This is a genomic window from Chryseobacterium sp. SIMBA_038 (assembly GCF_046535115.1).
Lineage (GTDB): Bacteria > Bacteroidota > Bacteroidia > Flavobacteriales > Weeksellaceae > Chryseobacterium.
This window is the reverse complement of sequence record NZ_JAWRXH010000003.1, coordinates 574,399-589,016: the sequence shown is the minus strand read 5'-3', so window position 1 is coordinate 589,016 and position 14,618 is coordinate 574,399. Positions and strand designations below refer to the sequence as shown.

At 33.1% G+C, this 14,618-nt stretch carries 15 protein-coding genes; 8 read left to right on the top strand and 7 right to left on the bottom strand.

The window, feature by feature from the left end; translation table 11 throughout:
* Positions 1 to 32: 32 nt before the first annotated feature.
* The 6 genes from SB689_RS13635 to SB689_RS13610 form a co-directional block, all read right to left on the bottom strand.
* A complete protein-coding gene (locus SB689_RS13635) occupies positions 33 to 773 on the bottom strand; it encodes a hypothetical protein (protein WP_410692677.1) in 741 nt (246 codons plus the stop codon).
* Positions 773 to 1,291: a three component ABC system middle component gene (locus tag SB689_RS13630; RefSeq protein WP_410692676.1), complete on the bottom strand. Its 519-nt coding sequence runs from the start codon at positions 1,289 to 1,291 to the stop codon at positions 773 to 775. Before SB689_RS13630 ends, SB689_RS13635 begins: the two co-directional genes overlap by 1 nt.
* Positions 1,275 to 2,507 (bottom strand): ABC-three component system protein, encoded by a 1,233-nt coding sequence (locus SB689_RS13625; RefSeq protein ID WP_410692675.1) that lies wholly within the window; start codon positions 2,505 to 2,507, stop codon positions 1,275 to 1,277. Before SB689_RS13625 ends, SB689_RS13630 begins: the two co-directional genes overlap by 17 nt.
* A 680-nt stretch (positions 2,508 to 3,187) precedes the next feature.
* Positions 3,188 to 3,442 (bottom strand): DUF3853 family protein, encoded by a 255-nt coding sequence (locus SB689_RS13620; RefSeq protein ID WP_210150726.1) that lies wholly within the window; start codon positions 3,440 to 3,442, stop codon positions 3,188 to 3,190.
* A 242-nt stretch (positions 3,443 to 3,684) separates the two neighbouring features.
* Positions 3,685 to 4,530: an RteC domain-containing protein gene (locus tag SB689_RS13615; protein ID WP_410692674.1), complete on the bottom strand. Its 846-nt coding sequence runs from the start codon at positions 4,528 to 4,530 to the stop codon at positions 3,685 to 3,687.
* Positions 4,531 to 4,569: 39 nt separating this feature from the next.
* The gene (locus SB689_RS13610; RefSeq protein ID WP_410692673.1) at positions 4,570 to 6,327 is read right to left on the bottom strand and encodes a helix-turn-helix domain-containing protein; all 1,758 of its coding nucleotides are present in this window, start codon (positions 6,325 to 6,327) and stop codon (positions 4,570 to 4,572) included.
* 258 nt (positions 6,328 to 6,585) lie between these two features.
* On the opposite strand from SB689_RS13610, the gene SB689_RS13605 reads away from it, so the two are divergent.
* The 3 genes from SB689_RS13605 (at position 6,586) to SB689_RS13595 (ending at position 8,864) form a co-directional block, all read left to right on the top strand.
* Positions 6,586 to 6,885, top strand: a complete 300-nt coding sequence (locus SB689_RS13605; RefSeq protein ID WP_410692672.1) for a hypothetical protein — start codon at positions 6,586 to 6,588, stop codon at positions 6,883 to 6,885.
* A 164-nt stretch (positions 6,886 to 7,049) separates the two neighbouring features.
* On the top strand, positions 7,050 to 8,564 hold the full coding sequence (locus tag SB689_RS13600) for a MauE/DoxX family redox-associated membrane protein (RefSeq protein WP_410692671.1): 1,515 nt from the start codon (positions 7,050 to 7,052) through the stop codon (positions 8,562 to 8,564).
* 24 nt (positions 8,565 to 8,588) lie between these two features.
* Entirely contained in the window at positions 8,589 to 8,864 is a 276-nt protein-coding gene (locus SB689_RS13595; RefSeq protein WP_410692670.1) for a DUF6520 family protein, read from the top strand.
* A gap of 291 nt (positions 8,865 to 9,155) precedes the next feature.
* Here SB689_RS13595 and SB689_RS13590 read toward each other — a convergent pair whose 3' ends face one another.
* Positions 9,156 to 9,512, bottom strand: a complete 357-nt coding sequence (locus SB689_RS13590; protein WP_410692669.1) for a winged helix-turn-helix transcriptional regulator — start codon at positions 9,510 to 9,512, stop codon at positions 9,156 to 9,158.
* Between the two features lie 255 nt (positions 9,513 to 9,767).
* Here SB689_RS13590 and SB689_RS13585 point away from each other — a divergent pair, with 255 nt between their 5' ends.
* The 5 genes from SB689_RS13585 (at position 9,768) to SB689_RS13565 (ending at position 14,490) form a co-directional block, all read left to right on the top strand.
* A complete protein-coding gene (locus SB689_RS13585; RefSeq protein WP_410692668.1) occupies positions 9,768 to 10,598 on the top strand; it encodes an SDR family oxidoreductase in 831 nt (276 codons plus the stop codon).
* 130 nt (positions 10,599 to 10,728) lie between these two features.
* Positions 10,729 to 11,790 (top strand): alpha/beta hydrolase, encoded by a 1,062-nt coding sequence (locus SB689_RS13580; RefSeq protein ID WP_410692667.1) that lies wholly within the window; start codon positions 10,729 to 10,731, stop codon positions 11,788 to 11,790.
* Between the two features lie 74 nt (positions 11,791 to 11,864).
* Positions 11,865 to 12,704 carry an SDR family NAD(P)-dependent oxidoreductase gene (locus SB689_RS13575; RefSeq protein ID WP_410692666.1) on the top strand — a complete coding sequence of 280 codons (840 nt, stop codon included), beginning with the start codon at positions 11,865 to 11,867 and terminating at the stop codon, positions 12,702 to 12,704.
* A 34-nt stretch (positions 12,705 to 12,738) separates the two neighbouring features.
* Complete coding sequence (locus tag SB689_RS13570; RefSeq protein WP_410692665.1) at positions 12,739 to 13,572, top strand: SDR family oxidoreductase; 834 nt, start codon at positions 12,739 to 12,741, stop codon at positions 13,570 to 13,572.
* A 9-nt stretch (positions 13,573 to 13,581) separates the two neighbouring features.
* Complete coding sequence (locus tag SB689_RS13565; protein WP_410692664.1) at positions 13,582 to 14,490, top strand: helix-turn-helix domain-containing protein; 909 nt, start codon at positions 13,582 to 13,584, stop codon at positions 14,488 to 14,490.
* Positions 14,491 to 14,618: the final 128 nt, after the last annotated feature.

The following is a 14,618-nucleotide window of genomic DNA, read 5'->3' as shown; positions in this document are numbered from 1 at the left end:
AAATTAGTAAGTTTATAAACCGAAAATCCTCCTTAAAGATTTAAACCAAAATGTCTAAATTGGTTTGAAGACATACACTGAGCTTTGATTTGTTCGAAAGTTATTACTTTTCTATTTTTCACTCTTTCCAATTCACTTATTTCTCTTTCTAAGTCAATTATTTCATAAGACTTATATCCTAATATTAAGGGAAAAATTGTTTTCAACTTTTGCAAATGTTCCCAAGAATCAGTTTTATAGAACATTGTTGTTGGATTTGCAATAATATTTTGGGTTTGAAACTGAAAAGCTGCTGTATCTCTAAAGCTTGCAGCATAGTCAAAAGAACTTTGATTGTCTCCTGTCTCAATATTTTTAAACCCAGCGATATCATTCATAAAAGATTTAAAATATAAAGTATTAATTGCGTAATCCTCTTTATTTCTTAACCATTTATTACTTCTAAGTTCAATTTTCTTATCACTATTCGATTCTTCTTTATAGAAATACATTTTGGATTTATGGTCATCAAAATTTTCTCTTCCAAAGAAAAAAAACTCATTATTGATTTTTACGTAGATTGCAAAAACTTCTGTAGTTTCTCTAATAAGTCCAATAGGTATGTTACATTCGCCACTACCCAAGCAGTAATCAATTATACTTATTATAGCTGATTTTCCTTTTTGACTAGTGCCAGTTATAATATTAATTTTTCCCTCTTTAAAAGTTAAAAATCTAGGTTTTAAATCTTTATTTTTGGGATATAGAATGACATTAAGTATTTGAAAATTCATTAAAATCTTATATTTAATTCTATTTGTATATTTTTATCATCAGTTTTTGCAAACATATTACCCAGCCTCCTTGCTGTATCTTGTATATTTTTGATTGTATTTTCTCTACCAGAAAATGAAGGGATAAAAATTTTATTTTTTAAGTCTTCAGGTTTAATAGTGATTTCATTATTTTCATTAATTGATAATAATTCTCTATTGAATGCAAGGTTTAGTGCATCAAATGTTTGAGGAGACATTTTATTTGCTCTTTCTTGTAATCCTAAAAGAATAGATTTATTTTTTACCAGAGCAGTATATAATTCTGTTGATGACTTAAATGTTCTCATAGTATCTTTATGATAAACTATTGGTAAAACATAGAATAAATATTCAAGCTTGGGAAAATTATTCTTATTCTTTTTATTTACAGCCAAAACACAATAACCTTGCACGAAACTATAACATGCTAAAGCTCCTATTCCAACGTTTTGAATAATGTCATAAAGGTTAAATTCTTGTTTAAGATTTTTTATCATCTTCTAATAATTTTTCCCAATTTGGATGCCATCCAATTTCAGGGATATTTGACAATTTTAAAAAACTACCATTTTTTACATACATATTTTCAATATTGAACCCTATATCAAACTTAAATTTTATCTCTAAGTCCTTAATTATGTAAGTATATATTTGGAATCCTAATTGATTTAGTTCATCATCACTATAATTATGTATTTCTTTGGTTATTGTAGAAAAGAAATGATTTTCCCATTCATTTTTACAATTCTGTAAAAAATCAATAAAATCCTCTCTTGTTAGATTTCCTGTATTTATAATGTGAGTATGTTCAATTTCATATCTAATAAAGTCTTCTATAGATTTTGTGATAAAATGTTCTTTTGATTTACTATTTATATTCAACAAATTAATTTGCTGTACAAAAATCTCATCTTTCTTGGATTCAACATCTATAGGTAATATATTGATATCCTTTTTTGCTCTAAAAATTGCATTTACAATGGAAGATGATCCTAAGCACAGCTTTAATCTTTCACTAAATTGAAGTTTTGTAAATTCTGCATGTTGGCTACTTTTCCAATTATAAAAACATGTAGTTGTTAACCAGCCAAACAACTCTTCATATATTTTATCTTGCTGTTGCTCAGTATATGAATCAATATGTAATTTAGTAATTATTGACTTTTTTACATCAGTACTCTCCTTGATTTCAATATTCTTGCAAATACTTTCCAATTCTTTTTCATTTGCTAGAGCAAAATCTATCAAGGTCAAGATTTGAGATATAGTATTACCCTTCTTACCACTTTTTGCTTTGTACCCATCCAATTTTTTTTGTTGAAAGTTTCTTAAATCGTGAATTTTCTTTTTTACATCTTCAAAATTATTCTGTACAATAAACTTTAATAATGAACTATCAGAGATTTTTTTATTAGTTGAGCAATATAATTGTGTATTAGAAGTTATTAGCCCTGTTTGAAGTTTTTGAATCCATAGTTGAATTGTCCTCCATAAGGCATATTCTGTATCTTTAAAATTTGATCCACTTTCTAATATTGAATGTTTATCCTGTTCTAAAAGTAGTATAGAACCTTCTTCAGAATGTGCAGCAATATCATCTATTTTTTCTATTGAGATGGATTGTGATTTTTCCTCTAAATTACAAAGAAGAAAAACTGCTCTTTCAAATTGAAATAAATAGCCTGCTATAGAACCTACTGCGGAATCTGACATTTAATTTTATCATGGTTAATTCAAATATACAAATAAAATCCTATTATCAAATATTGTATTTTTTAGTTAATATGCCATCCTAGAAATAAACTTTATGATATTCAGAGCTGAAATTATGCCCTGAAACTATCAATATATAGTGTTTATTTTATAAAAGTATCATATACTAATGATAACAAAAGTGGTTACAAATATTTTAAATAAAAAATATAAAATTGATTATCAGAAATTTAAACTAGTCCCTCCAAATTAGCTAGACTATTTTTAAAATTTTTAAATATAAAGATGAACCATTAGATTTAAATCTTGGGAACAAACAGAAAAACAAGTTCCGCAGTTTTTCCCCTTTTTGCAAAAAAGGCAAGATCGTCTCTTGATATCAAACTTGTAAGTTTGTATATACAAAGACACATCTTGCTATAAATTTCTTACAAAAACATATACTGGTAAAAACATAACGAAAGATCATGCAATATTAATTCAGTATATAAATCATATCAAGCATTTTTTAAAGTATACTAATAACTCGTCTACTTTGCAACTAAGGATAAATAACGTCAACGTTTTAAAAATCACCCTGTATCATTTTATACGCTGAGAAAGTTTAGGTAGGCACATTTTACTCAGGTGCACGAAGATGGCTATCTTCAAAAGATTAATTGAGTTCATTTGCCTCGATATTATTTGTTTTTACCGAAAAGCTGTAATGCCATTTCCTTGTCGATGATAATGATATTTCCATTTTGAATTATTGCCTTATCCAGAATACCCGATGATTTCACTTCCGATGCTTTTGAAACCGAACATCCTAAAATTTTAGCCAGACCTTTCAGACCATATTCATATTTTTTTTCAGCACTGAAGTTCTTCGAAACTTCCAAAAATTCCTCAATAGTCAATTGCCAAATCGGAGTTTTTAAATCTATTTTTTTCATAACTAGCCGTTTAGATTTTCTTCACTTAAAAAATTCTCCAAGTTTTCACTCATGCAACTGCACTGAGCCATCTTTTTGAACAGATCAAAGCTGAGAAAAATTTCAATTAACCTTTCGGTAGTATTTCGTAACTACCGAAAGATTCTAAAAAAAACTTCAATTCACGCAGTTTTCATCACTTTTTTAAATTTAATGATAAAGAGATAATTACAAAAAATTTCAATATTCAGTAAATTGATACGTTATTCGTCAGAATTATCAAGATATTGCTCCAAATTCTGTTGAATTAGCTTCAAAAATTTGGTTCGATCTATTTTTCTCAACTTAATTTCGTTTAATGTCTTGTGATAATTGCCTAAATTGATATTTAAAGCAGTCTCAGCCCATCGAAATATATCCGAAGGCTCTGCTTTGCCCGCATCGAAGCATTTTGTCAAATAGAGAGCGTACAGTAGTTCAATCAGTGCCACTTTAGGAGCTGTCCACTCCAACGGGCTGTGTTGAAATACCAAATGATCGACTACATAATCGGAATTTATTTTGGTGGTAAGATATAAATCCAAACGGTCATTCGCCAGTATTTGCGAGACGGTATGATCATGGGAAGTTGAAAATGACTCGTCGTAGCTGTAAAGTTCGGGACTTAATTTTAATTTAAAATCAAATTTGAACTTCACGAAATATTTCTTGTCAAGATAAGTTGCTTTTCGTTTGTAGTAACTGATAAATTCTTTGTGCTCCTGATAAAAGTAAATAAGATTTGCTCTTTCTGTTTCATAGTAGTTTTTTAAAACTAAAGGATCTGCATACGGTTTTGAGCTCTCGATCGCAAGCAGCTTTGAATAATAAATATAAACAGAAACAAACTTGGGCTTTGTAACCTTAAAAAACTCAATTTCTTCACTCCAGTCTTTAAACTCATATTCCTGAACATAGGATTTCAATGTTCTGATCGCAGTATCAGTAAGCATCAAAATTTCTTCAGCATAGGAAAGAACTTCACTTTTGTTTCGGAGTACTGTATCAATATCGTTGCTGAGGTTTTTCCATAGTTCATCAATCTTTCTCTTAAAATTAATTCCGGTCATAATTATAATTTTTTATGACCATAAAATTCGTGTAAAAATTTAAACCTTTGGCTGATTCAACTCCTCAAAACGTTTCCGTATAAAATCTGTCGGGCTCATTCCGTTGATCTGTTGAAAATGCACTCTGAAAACCTGCCTGTTCGACATACCGCACATTTCTGCAAGGCTTTCAATTTTATAATTGAGATACTTTTTGTCTGTAAGCATCAGATTGGTGATATAGTTAATTCTCAACAATTTTATATAATCAGGAAATGAAACATTCATATGATCATTTAAAATATAAGATAGTGTCGTACGGTTGGTGCCCAATATTACTGCAACATCAGGAAGTTTTAGATTTTTATTTAAAAATTGTTTTTTCTCTACAAAAATTTTCAGTTTGATTTTGATCTCTTCAATGATTTCGGCAGAATATTGTTCCTTCACAACATATGTTTCGTTCGGCTCTCTTACTACGATCTGAGGTGTCTTTTGATCATAAGTTACTACATCTTTGAATTTCGAATCCTGATTTCCCAATTCAAACCGTTCCAACAAAAGATTGTATTGCACAGTCAGTTCCTTCTCTTTCCTGCGATGATCAAAGTAAAGATAAATCAAAAGCAGGCCGCCGACCGCAATGGATAAAAAGTAAACAATACTGATAATTTTCTTATCCTTCACCAATAACTTCTTTTCTCCCGCAAAATGTTCTGAATCATATTCTTTCCTGATTTTAGAGGATAGCTTTGGAAAGTCACTGATCATTACAGAATCGGCTTTCACCAATTGATGGGAGTAATACAACAGCATATTATTATTTTGATTTTTTGCGTAATTTATAAGATACTCGTAGCTCGATCTTGTTTCAGGAGTTATGAAATTAAACTTCCTGACAAGAGAATCTATTTTCTTAAAATAAAACACTGAACGGTCTTTGTTTCCTGTATTCCAATATAATTTTCCCAGATAATAATTGACGGTTGCCAAAGATGCATAATCCTGATTGTGCTTTAAAATATCCTCTGCTGATCTTAAACTTTTGAAGGCATTTTCAATATCGCCCTTTCGAATCATCTGGCGTCCCTTAGCCTTTAGAAAATAAGCATACTCAATTGTTTGAAGATTATTTTCTCCAATCTTTTGAAGTCCTATATTAATCAAGGAATCTTCTTTAGAATGCATTTCCAAATCATAATAACATTTGCTCAGCCTGTAAATACTGTTCAGATAGCCGGATTCATTGTTTTGTCTGATAATCTCGTGAATATCCTTTTGATTCATTATTTCTTCGAAATAGAAAGCAGTCTGTTTAAAATGAGCTGCAGCTTCCTCATAATATCCGAGATATGATTTGACGATTCCAAGATGATATACAATTTTATTTTTCAAATAGGCATCATTAGAATTTTTTGAATACTGAAATGCTTTCAAATATTCTTCAAGAGCCTTCCTGAAATTTCTGATATTATAGTAATAAATTATTCCCTTTCCAAGGTAAGCACGTGAAATCTGATCTGAATTACCCGATTTCTTCGCAATGATGATTATACTGTCACCCAACTGCAACTTTTTCTCGGGCTGTCCGGTGAAATAAATAGCCTCCTCATATCCGGCAATCAGCTTTTTTAAATTTTGTTCTTTTCCGGCTTTATCAATATACAAATTCACGAAAACCATCGCCCTCTCGTCATTTTCAGAATAGGAATTGAAAAGGGTCGATAATTCTTTGTAGGTATACTCTTTTTTCTGGCAATAAAAAATATTGACTGCCAAAAGTAATATAAGCGTTATTAGCCTTTTTTGATTTTGCATGTGAGTATGGTTAATCCAAATTTAAGTAAAATACAATGTCGTAGAAGGACGATAAAGTCTAAAAACGATTAGTTTACGCAACACCCTGAAAAGCAACACTTAAAACTCACATTTTGGAGGAATAATGTACCAATTATTCCCTACAAAATGATCCATTGATCCATCCGATGCTTTTATTGCAGTCGATATCATTATAATTTCGAACCAGAATTCTAAATCAACCGGCCGGGATAACATTTTAAAAATCATCAGAACATTATGAAAAAGTATATCTCAATTTTAAGTTTATTAACTGTATTGGCGCTTCAATCATGTGAAAGAATTGATGCCGGTGCAGATACAGAAAATCCGGAAAAACCGCTTATGAAAGATTTTTTAAGACCTACCGAAAAACAATCTTCAGACGACGATGCTTCGACAGTTTTTTCGAGAGAAGCCAACGAGGACAATTTGGATACAGGTGATGACGATGAGCCACGAAAAGACAAGCAGCATTGGAGAACCGTTCGGGATTCTTTGCAAACCAGCAATAAGCAATATGATAACAGTGAAAGGTAAACAAATCATACTTGAAACCGGCAAAAAATGTACAGTCAGTGGAGAATGGGAATTAATAGGTCCGGTTTCAACAATAGTGTATGTTTCAAAAGGACAGCCAATGCCGGATTACTGCGGCAGTAAAGTCAAGTGGATTTTAATTGATAACGGATAAATAATCAACCATGAATACCATCAAAACAAGAATTGTAGAATTTACAAGCTATTTTTTCATACTGCTGTTTTGCTATGCAAGCATCAGTAAAATATTGGACTTCGAAAATTTCCGGATTCAGATCGCTCAATCACCTTTATTGAGTGCATTTGCAGATATTGTTTCTTACAGTGTACTAACCATAGAACTATTGGTGAGCAGTGTGCTGGTTTTTGAAAAAACAAGAAGACTCGGTTTGTACTGTTCTTTTGTTTTGATGATAGAGTTCACGGTTTACATATATTTGATCTTGAACTACAGTGATTTTATTCCCTGCTCGTGTGGAGGTATTTTGGAGGATATGGATTGGAAAACCCATTTGATCTTCAATATTGCAACAGTACTATTGGCAGCGGTGGCCATATTTCTTCAAAGTGCCGAAAGTAAGAAATCCGCGCAAAAAACTTCGCTTTGGTTATTGGTACTGGCGGTTGTAAGTGGTTCATCAATAATAGTTTTATATCAGAGATCTGAATATATCATCAAAAAGGAAAACAATTTTACGAGACGATTTTTGCAGCACCCTCTGAAACAGGAAAAAAGGTTAAATCTTGGATTCAATTCTTATTATTTTGCAGGGACGACCAAAGATTCGATCTATTTGGGAAATTACACTACTCCGTTTACATTGACATCAATGGATATTGATTTTAAAGATGTAAAAGAATTAAAAGTCATTCCTGATGTACGTAGCTACCAGTTCAAACGTGCACAATTTCAGGTCAACGGAAAATACTACTATCTGTATGACGGATCAGTACCTGTAATTTACAGGGGAATCATCGGTCAAAAAAATGCGCAGACATTGAGTTACGGTCAGGCATATTTCAGCCAGTTGGTGAATATGGATGAAAATTCCTTTTCTCTCAGTACTTTTTACGCACCGAGAAAAACCCAGTCTTTAGGATTGCTGTTTCCTGAGTCGCATGAAAGTTTGTTGATAAAGCCCGATCTTCTAAAAAATCACAAAGATCCTGTTTTTGAAACCGACGGACAGTTGCACTACGACTGTAACAACCAGCAACTGGTGTACGTTCATTATTACAAAAATGAGGTCATAGTGATGGACAAGGCTATGAACCTGAAGGCAACATACAAAACCATTGATACAATCAGCCGGCCGCAGATTGACATCTCGGAAATGTCTGACGGCAGAAGAAAAATGAATCATCCGCCACTGGCTGTCAATAAAAAATCTGTTGTACAGTACGGTCTTTTGTTCAACGAATCAAATTTAATCGGGCGGGATGAAAGCAGGGAAATTTGGAATACTTCCTCAGTTATCGATGTATACTCTACTCTTGAGCAGAAATACATCGGAAGCTTTTACATTCCAAAACCCAAAGAAATAAAAAAAATTCAGTTTCAGGTAACTGATCAATACTTTATTGTATTGATAGGAAATGAAATCGTGAGATACCGTTTTGCGCAGAACCTGTCTCAACATTTCATTAAGGGAAATGCCGAAAACCTTCAAAAAGAGTAGGCAACAATATCAAATTTCAACATCATGAAAAAAATGAGAAAAATCGCATTGCCTGTAGCAGTCCTTTTATTGGGTGCCGGAAGTGCGTATGCTGGAACAGCATTTGAAACTAAGACTGCGGAAATGCAGGGATACTTTTACAACGAATCGGCACCGTCCGAAAAATGTACCCTCGTAGAGAAGCGCTGCACCACAGAAATCGGCCCGGTATGTACCTGGAATGACGGTTCTGACAATCATGAATTATTCCAAATTGACAATGGTACTTCTTGCGTAGGTCAACTGTTTGAAATTCAGTAAATCAAATTCATTTATCACATGTGAAGGATGCTTTTTAGCATCCTTCTTTCTTTATACCCAATAAATAATTACAATGACAAAAAATTATAATTAAATCAACAATTAGTAGATTTATGTATATCATCTTAACTAAAAATCCTGAATGCCAATTACTCTAAAATCTTCTCATCATACAGAGATAAGGAAAAGATTTAAAACTGAACATGATGATCTATTTACTAATTCTGACCATTTTAAATAAAAAAAATTAGTAATAAGCAAAACAATTAAACCCGTTGCTAACAAGCACTACTATATGTTATGCTTAATCCTTTCCCGATGTTGTTCCCCCCATTTTTCCATAGCTATCAGAACTTCACTAACACTATTACTATACTCAGTAAGCGTATATTCTATTCTTGCAGGATAATCGTCATAGACTTTTCGGGAAATTAACAGGTTTTCTTCTAAATGCCTTAATTCTTTCGATAAAACACGGTTTGTAATTTTCGGAATTGATTGCAAAATTTCGTTGAAGCGATTGTGCCCGTTATAAATGGAAATGATAACAGGCAGTTTCCATTTACCGCCAATTACGTAATGGGTGTCCTGCACAAATTTTATTTTATCATGAAAATTCCACTCTTCTTCTTTTCTAAGCTTATTCATTTTAAGTATCCTTTTGTATACAAGTAACAAAAGTATATCTTTTTGTGAATAATTTTGTTGTAAACAAATGAACATAAGTGTCTTTGATGGTAATTCCACAACATTGTTTAGATTTCCCTAAGGACGTAGCTAAAGTGGCGGTATTTTCAGCAAGCGACGATTCAGCATTTTTAGCCTACAGCAGCATCAAAGTCTCGGGAGGGCTTAAATAAACAATTTTCAATAAATTATATTAACAATAAAAATTATATTAAGATGAATAATCAAAAAGAGCAGGTTTGGTTTATAACAGGAGCTTCAAATGGTTTTGGCTTAGCTCTGACAACGCAATTATTAGACAATGGGTATAAAGTTGCAGCAACATCAAGAGATAAAACAAGCATTGAAGAAAAAATCGATAAGAATTCCAATCTATTAGCACTTACAGTTGATATTACCGACGATAAGGAAGTAAAAGCAGCGATTGATGAAACGGTAAAGACTTTTGGAAAAATTGATGTTGCCGTAAACAATGCAGGTTATATGCTTTTGGGAGCATTGGAGGAAGTTTCTGCCAAAGAATTTCAACAGTCAGTGGGTGTTAATGTGTTTGCATTCCAAAATGTAATCAGGAATGTAATGCCTTATTTCAGACAACAAAAAAGCGGACATATTTTCAATTTTGCTTCGTCCGCGGGTTATTCCGCCGATGCAGGCGCGGGGAGCTACAACGCTGTTAAATCAGCTGTAATAGGATTCTCCGAAGCATTGGCGCTTGAAGTAAAACCCTTCAATGTGAAAGTGACCATTGTTTCTCCAGGACTTTTCAGAACGAATTTTTTAGGCGCATTTCCGGTAGCCCGAAATAAAATTGAAGCATACGGCACACAACATCTGGTTGATGCTATGAATCAATATAACGGACAGCAACCAGGTAATCCTGATAAACTGGTTAAGATTTTAATTGATACAGCAGGAAAGGAAAATGCTCCTTTGCATTTGCTAATGGGGAAAGATGCCTACCAAAGAGCTGTTACGTATTATCAATCTCAACTCGAAAAATTGGAAGCAATGAAAGATTTGAGTTCATCGACAGACTTTGAATAAAAAATCCTGTATTAGAACACAACCCTAAGAGATTTGGATACAGTCAACATCTTGATACTCACTAATTTTGTTTTAGAAACTTAAAAGTAAAACTTATATGAACAAACGTACAAAAAACCGTGATTTATGGTTGTCCAAGAAGGCGAAACATATCGCTTTCACAACAACCATTATGATGTGCGTTTACACAACGGGTTTCTCTCAAATAGAATTACAAAACAATTTAAATAGTAATAAAATGAAAAATCAAGAAGTTTTGACTTTAGACTATTCGCAGTTAAAGGAAGGAAAGAACAGGGTTTATTTTATGAGCCAAGGTTACAAATTGGCGGGAGATTTATATTTACCCAAAGGGTTTGATAGTGGAAAGAAATATCCAACGATCATATATACACGTGTTGGTACACAGGTTAAAGAGCAAACCGGAGCAACGTATGGTAAGAAACTTGCTGCCAAGGGTTACGCCTTTTTGGTTTTTGACCCTATAAATTTTGGTGATAGCGAAGGCGAAGTAAGAAACTACGAATCAATGCACAATATGATTCCCAATACAACAGATGCGATTAGTTTTTTGAGGACTTTAAAATTTGTTGACAGAGAGAAATTTTATGGACTTGGAGCTTGTGCGGGTGCACCCTATATCTGCAATGTAGCAATTGGCGATGTTCGGATTAAGGCCGTTGCCACGCTTGTAGGTAATTTTGATGCAGCCGCAAGTTTATTTGGTGCTTATCCCAAAGAAGTACTTGACAAAATGTTGGAAGTAGCCGCAGAGGGCAAACAACGCTATTACGAAACAGGCGAATACGATACCGCGCCAACATTTGGTGGAATGCCAATACCACCACCGGAAAATGCTTCCAAAGCATTGAAAGATGCTTATGAATATTATTTCAACAGAGCAGGACACGACAAAATTCCAAATTATTCGCCTAACTATCCTACAATTGGTATGCCTGTCGACCCTGCAAGAGTATTTGTAAATCAGGCGAAGTATTTCACAACACCGTTTTTAGTAATTGCGGGTAGTGAAGCGTTTACGCACGATATGGACAAACAAGTTTATGAAATGGCAACAGGGCCAAAAGAATGGTTTGTTATAGAGGGCGCATCACATATGGACTTGTACGATGTAGATAAATATCTTGACCCGGCAATAGACAAAGTTGATGAATTTTTAAAAAAATATTAAGTGCATAAACTGTAGGATTTTATGTAAAAATCCTACAGTTTATTATTTCAAACAACAAAAACCAATTCGTTAATATGAAAAATCAAAAAATATGGTTCATTACAGGCGCATCAAAAGGCTTGGGCTTGACGTTAATAAAATTGTTGTTGAGTAAAGGAAACAAAGTTGCCGCTACATCTCGTAATGCAGGTGACATTGAGAAACAAATTAAACACGAAAACCTATTGGCATTGACCACAAATCTTGCTGATGATAAAAGTGTTCATGAAGCAATCTCACAAACGATAAACAAGTTTGGAAAGATTGACGTTGCAGTGAATAATGCAGGATATTCTCTTTATGGTAGTGTGGAATCTTTGTCTGATGATGAGTTTCGTCAAATTATGGATATCAATTTTTTCGGAACTGTAAATGTAATCCGAAATGTAATGCCATTTTTAAGAAATCAAAAATCGGGGCATATCATCAATATTTCATCCGTTGCAGGTTACAAAGGTTACGGCAATTCGCCTGCGTATGCTTCAACCAAATTTGCTGTTATAGGACTTTCCGAAGCATTGGCGGAAGAAGTAAAAGCGTTCAATGTAAAAGTCACCGTTGTTGCCCCGGGATTTTTCAGAACCGACTTTCTAAACAAAGGCACTGATTTAATTTGTAAAAATCCAATATCCGAATATCGTATTGAAACTTTGTTGAATTGGCTAAATGAAAACAATGGCAAGCAGACAGGCGACCCGAAAAAATTAGCTAATCATTTGATTGAAATTACCAATCTGGAAAATCCTCCAATTCATCTTTTAATGGGACAAGATGCTTATCAAATCATCGCAGAAAAACGAAATGCAGAAAACGAAGAATTTGAAGTTTGGAAAGAACTGACATTTTCAACCAATATGGATACTACAAAAGATTAGGTGTTTTTAAATAAAAATGGCTTAAAAATAAAAAATGGGAAAACAAAAAATATGGTTTGTAACAGGAGCATCAAAAGGAATGGGGCTGTTACTGACAAAATTATTATTGGATAAAGGCGAAAAAGTTGCTGCTGCTTCTAGAAATACAAATCAATTAGAACAAAGTGTTGGCATTGAAAGCGATAATTTTCTGCCGATTCAATTAGATATTACTAACAGCGAAGATGTTAAACAGGCAATAAACAAAACAGTTGAACATTTTGGAGGATTAGATGTAGCCGTTAATAATGCAGGATTTTCATATATCGGTAGTTTGGAAGAATTAACCGATGATGAATTTAGAAAAGCATTGGACGTAAATTTATTCGGAACGGTGAATGTGATCAGGGCTTCAATGGCACAATTTAGAAAACAGCGTTCTGGGCATATTATCAATATAGCTTCTGCGGCAGGCTATATTGCAGGTGCACATATCGGAAGTTATGTTACATCAAAATTTGCAATGGTAGGTCTTACTGAATCATTGGCATTAGAAACTGCACCGCTTAATGTGAAAGCTACGGTTGTGCTGCCGGGTTCTTTCAGAACTAATTTTCTTGATAAAGGCTCAATAACTTACACAAGGCACAGAATAGAAGCATACGGTAGTGATCAAACGTTTCAAAGCTATTCAGAAAGAGCGGGAACACAGCCGGGAGACCCTAGAAAATTAGTAACTGAATTGTTTAATTTAGCTAATATGGAAAACCCACCTGTACATTTAATTTTAGGGGCGGATAGTTTTAAAATGATAAATGATAAGATGGCTAAAAACTTAGTAGAATTTGAAGCATTTAAGCACATTTCTACATCCACTAATTTAGAATAACTTTACTAAATGGAAAAACCATATAACATAAAATCGATTTCGGAGTATCATAGTTTGTTAGGTGTTGAAAAACCGAAACACCCTTTGATTGGCTTAATAAATCACGAGAATATAAGAAACTACAACGATGAAAGATTAAAAAATAAAACCTATAACTTTTTTACGATTAGCCGAAAAATCAACTATGACGGAACAATGAAGTACGGTCAGCAATATTACGATTTTCAGGAAGGTGCAATGGTATTTCACGCACCCAAACAAGTTATTGTATCTGAATTAGCGGATAATGTACAGTTGAGAGGCTGGACAATGTTAATACACCCCGATTTTTTAAGAACCTACCCTTTGGATAAAAATATTCAACAATTTGGTTTCTTTTCCTATGCTGTAAATGAAGCGTTGCATTTGTCTGATGAAGAATCAAAAATAATTGAAAGCGTAATGGATACTATCCGTAAAGAGTACATTTCGGGCATTGATGTTTACAGTCAGGATATCTTGATTTCTCAAATAGAATTACTTTTGAATTATTGCAACCGATTTTACAATCGTCAATTTATCACAAGGAAAGCGGTTAATAATGATTTGCTGGTTAGGTTTGAAAAATTATTGGCAGACTATATCAACAATGGACACCTACAGCAAAAAGGCATTCCGTCCGTTCAGTTTTTTTCTAACAAATTAAATATGTCTGCAAATTATCTGAGTGATATGTTGAGAAATCTTACAGGGCAAAGTACCCAACAACATATACAAGACATAATAATTGAAAGGGCAAAGTACATTCTCACTACAACAAATCTCACCGTTAGCGAAATTGCGTTTGAACTCGGCTTTGAATACTCTCAGTCTTTCAGTAAATTATTTAAAAATAAGACTAATCAAACACCTTTGGAGTTTCGGACTTCATTCAATTAAATATATAACAGTGAATAAAAATCTATGTATTTATCACCTCATGTCAAAAGAGTAAGTTAATGGCTGGTTCCCAGATAAGAAAACAAGAATAATCAACGTTGTTACATTTAAAACATTACCTGATTTAA

What these genes read in the sequence shown, in the direction of transcription:
- SB689_RS13600 (WP_410692671.1), top strand. Translation starts at nt 7,050, where the DNA reads ATGAATACCATCAAAACAAGAATTGTAGAATTTACAAGCTATTTTTTC.
- SB689_RS13625 (WP_410692675.1), bottom strand. Translation starts at nt 2,507, where the DNA reads ATGTCAGATTCCGCAGTAGGTTCTATAGCAGGCTATTTATTTCAATTT.
- SB689_RS13570 (WP_410692665.1), top strand. Translation starts at nt 12,739, where the DNA reads ATGGGAAAACAAAAAATATGGTTTGTAACAGGAGCATCAAAAGGAATG.
- SB689_RS13620 (WP_210150726.1), bottom strand. Translation starts at nt 3,442, where the DNA reads ATGAAAAAAATAGATTTAAAAACTCCGATTTGGCAATTGACTATTGAG.
- SB689_RS13605 (WP_410692672.1), top strand. Translation starts at nt 6,586, where the DNA reads ATGAAAAAGTATATCTCAATTTTAAGTTTATTAACTGTATTGGCGCTT.
- SB689_RS13610 (WP_410692673.1), bottom strand. Translation starts at nt 6,327, where the DNA reads ATGCAAAATCAAAAAAGGCTAATAACGCTTATATTACTTTTGGCAGTC.
- SB689_RS13615 (WP_410692674.1), bottom strand. Translation starts at nt 4,530, where the DNA reads ATGACCGGAATTAATTTTAAGAGAAAGATTGATGAACTATGGAAAAAC.
- SB689_RS13635 (WP_410692677.1), bottom strand. Translation starts at nt 773, where the DNA reads ATGAATTTTCAAATACTTAATGTCATTCTATATCCCAAAAATAAAGAT.
- SB689_RS13590 (WP_410692669.1), bottom strand. Translation starts at nt 9,512, where the DNA reads ATGAATAAGCTTAGAAAAGAAGAAGAGTGGAATTTTCATGATAAAATA.
- SB689_RS13575 (WP_410692666.1), top strand. Translation starts at nt 11,865, where the DNA reads ATGAAAAATCAAAAAATATGGTTCATTACAGGCGCATCAAAAGGCTTG.
- SB689_RS13565 (WP_410692664.1), top strand. Translation starts at nt 13,582, where the DNA reads ATGGAAAAACCATATAACATAAAATCGATTTCGGAGTATCATAGTTTG.
- SB689_RS13630 (WP_410692676.1), bottom strand. Translation starts at nt 1,291, where the DNA reads ATGATAAAAAATCTTAAACAAGAATTTAACCTTTATGACATTATTCAA.
- SB689_RS13595 (WP_410692670.1), top strand. Translation starts at nt 8,589, where the DNA reads ATGAAAAAAATGAGAAAAATCGCATTGCCTGTAGCAGTCCTTTTATTG.
- SB689_RS13585 (WP_410692668.1), top strand. Translation starts at nt 9,768, where the DNA reads ATGAATAATCAAAAAGAGCAGGTTTGGTTTATAACAGGAGCTTCAAAT.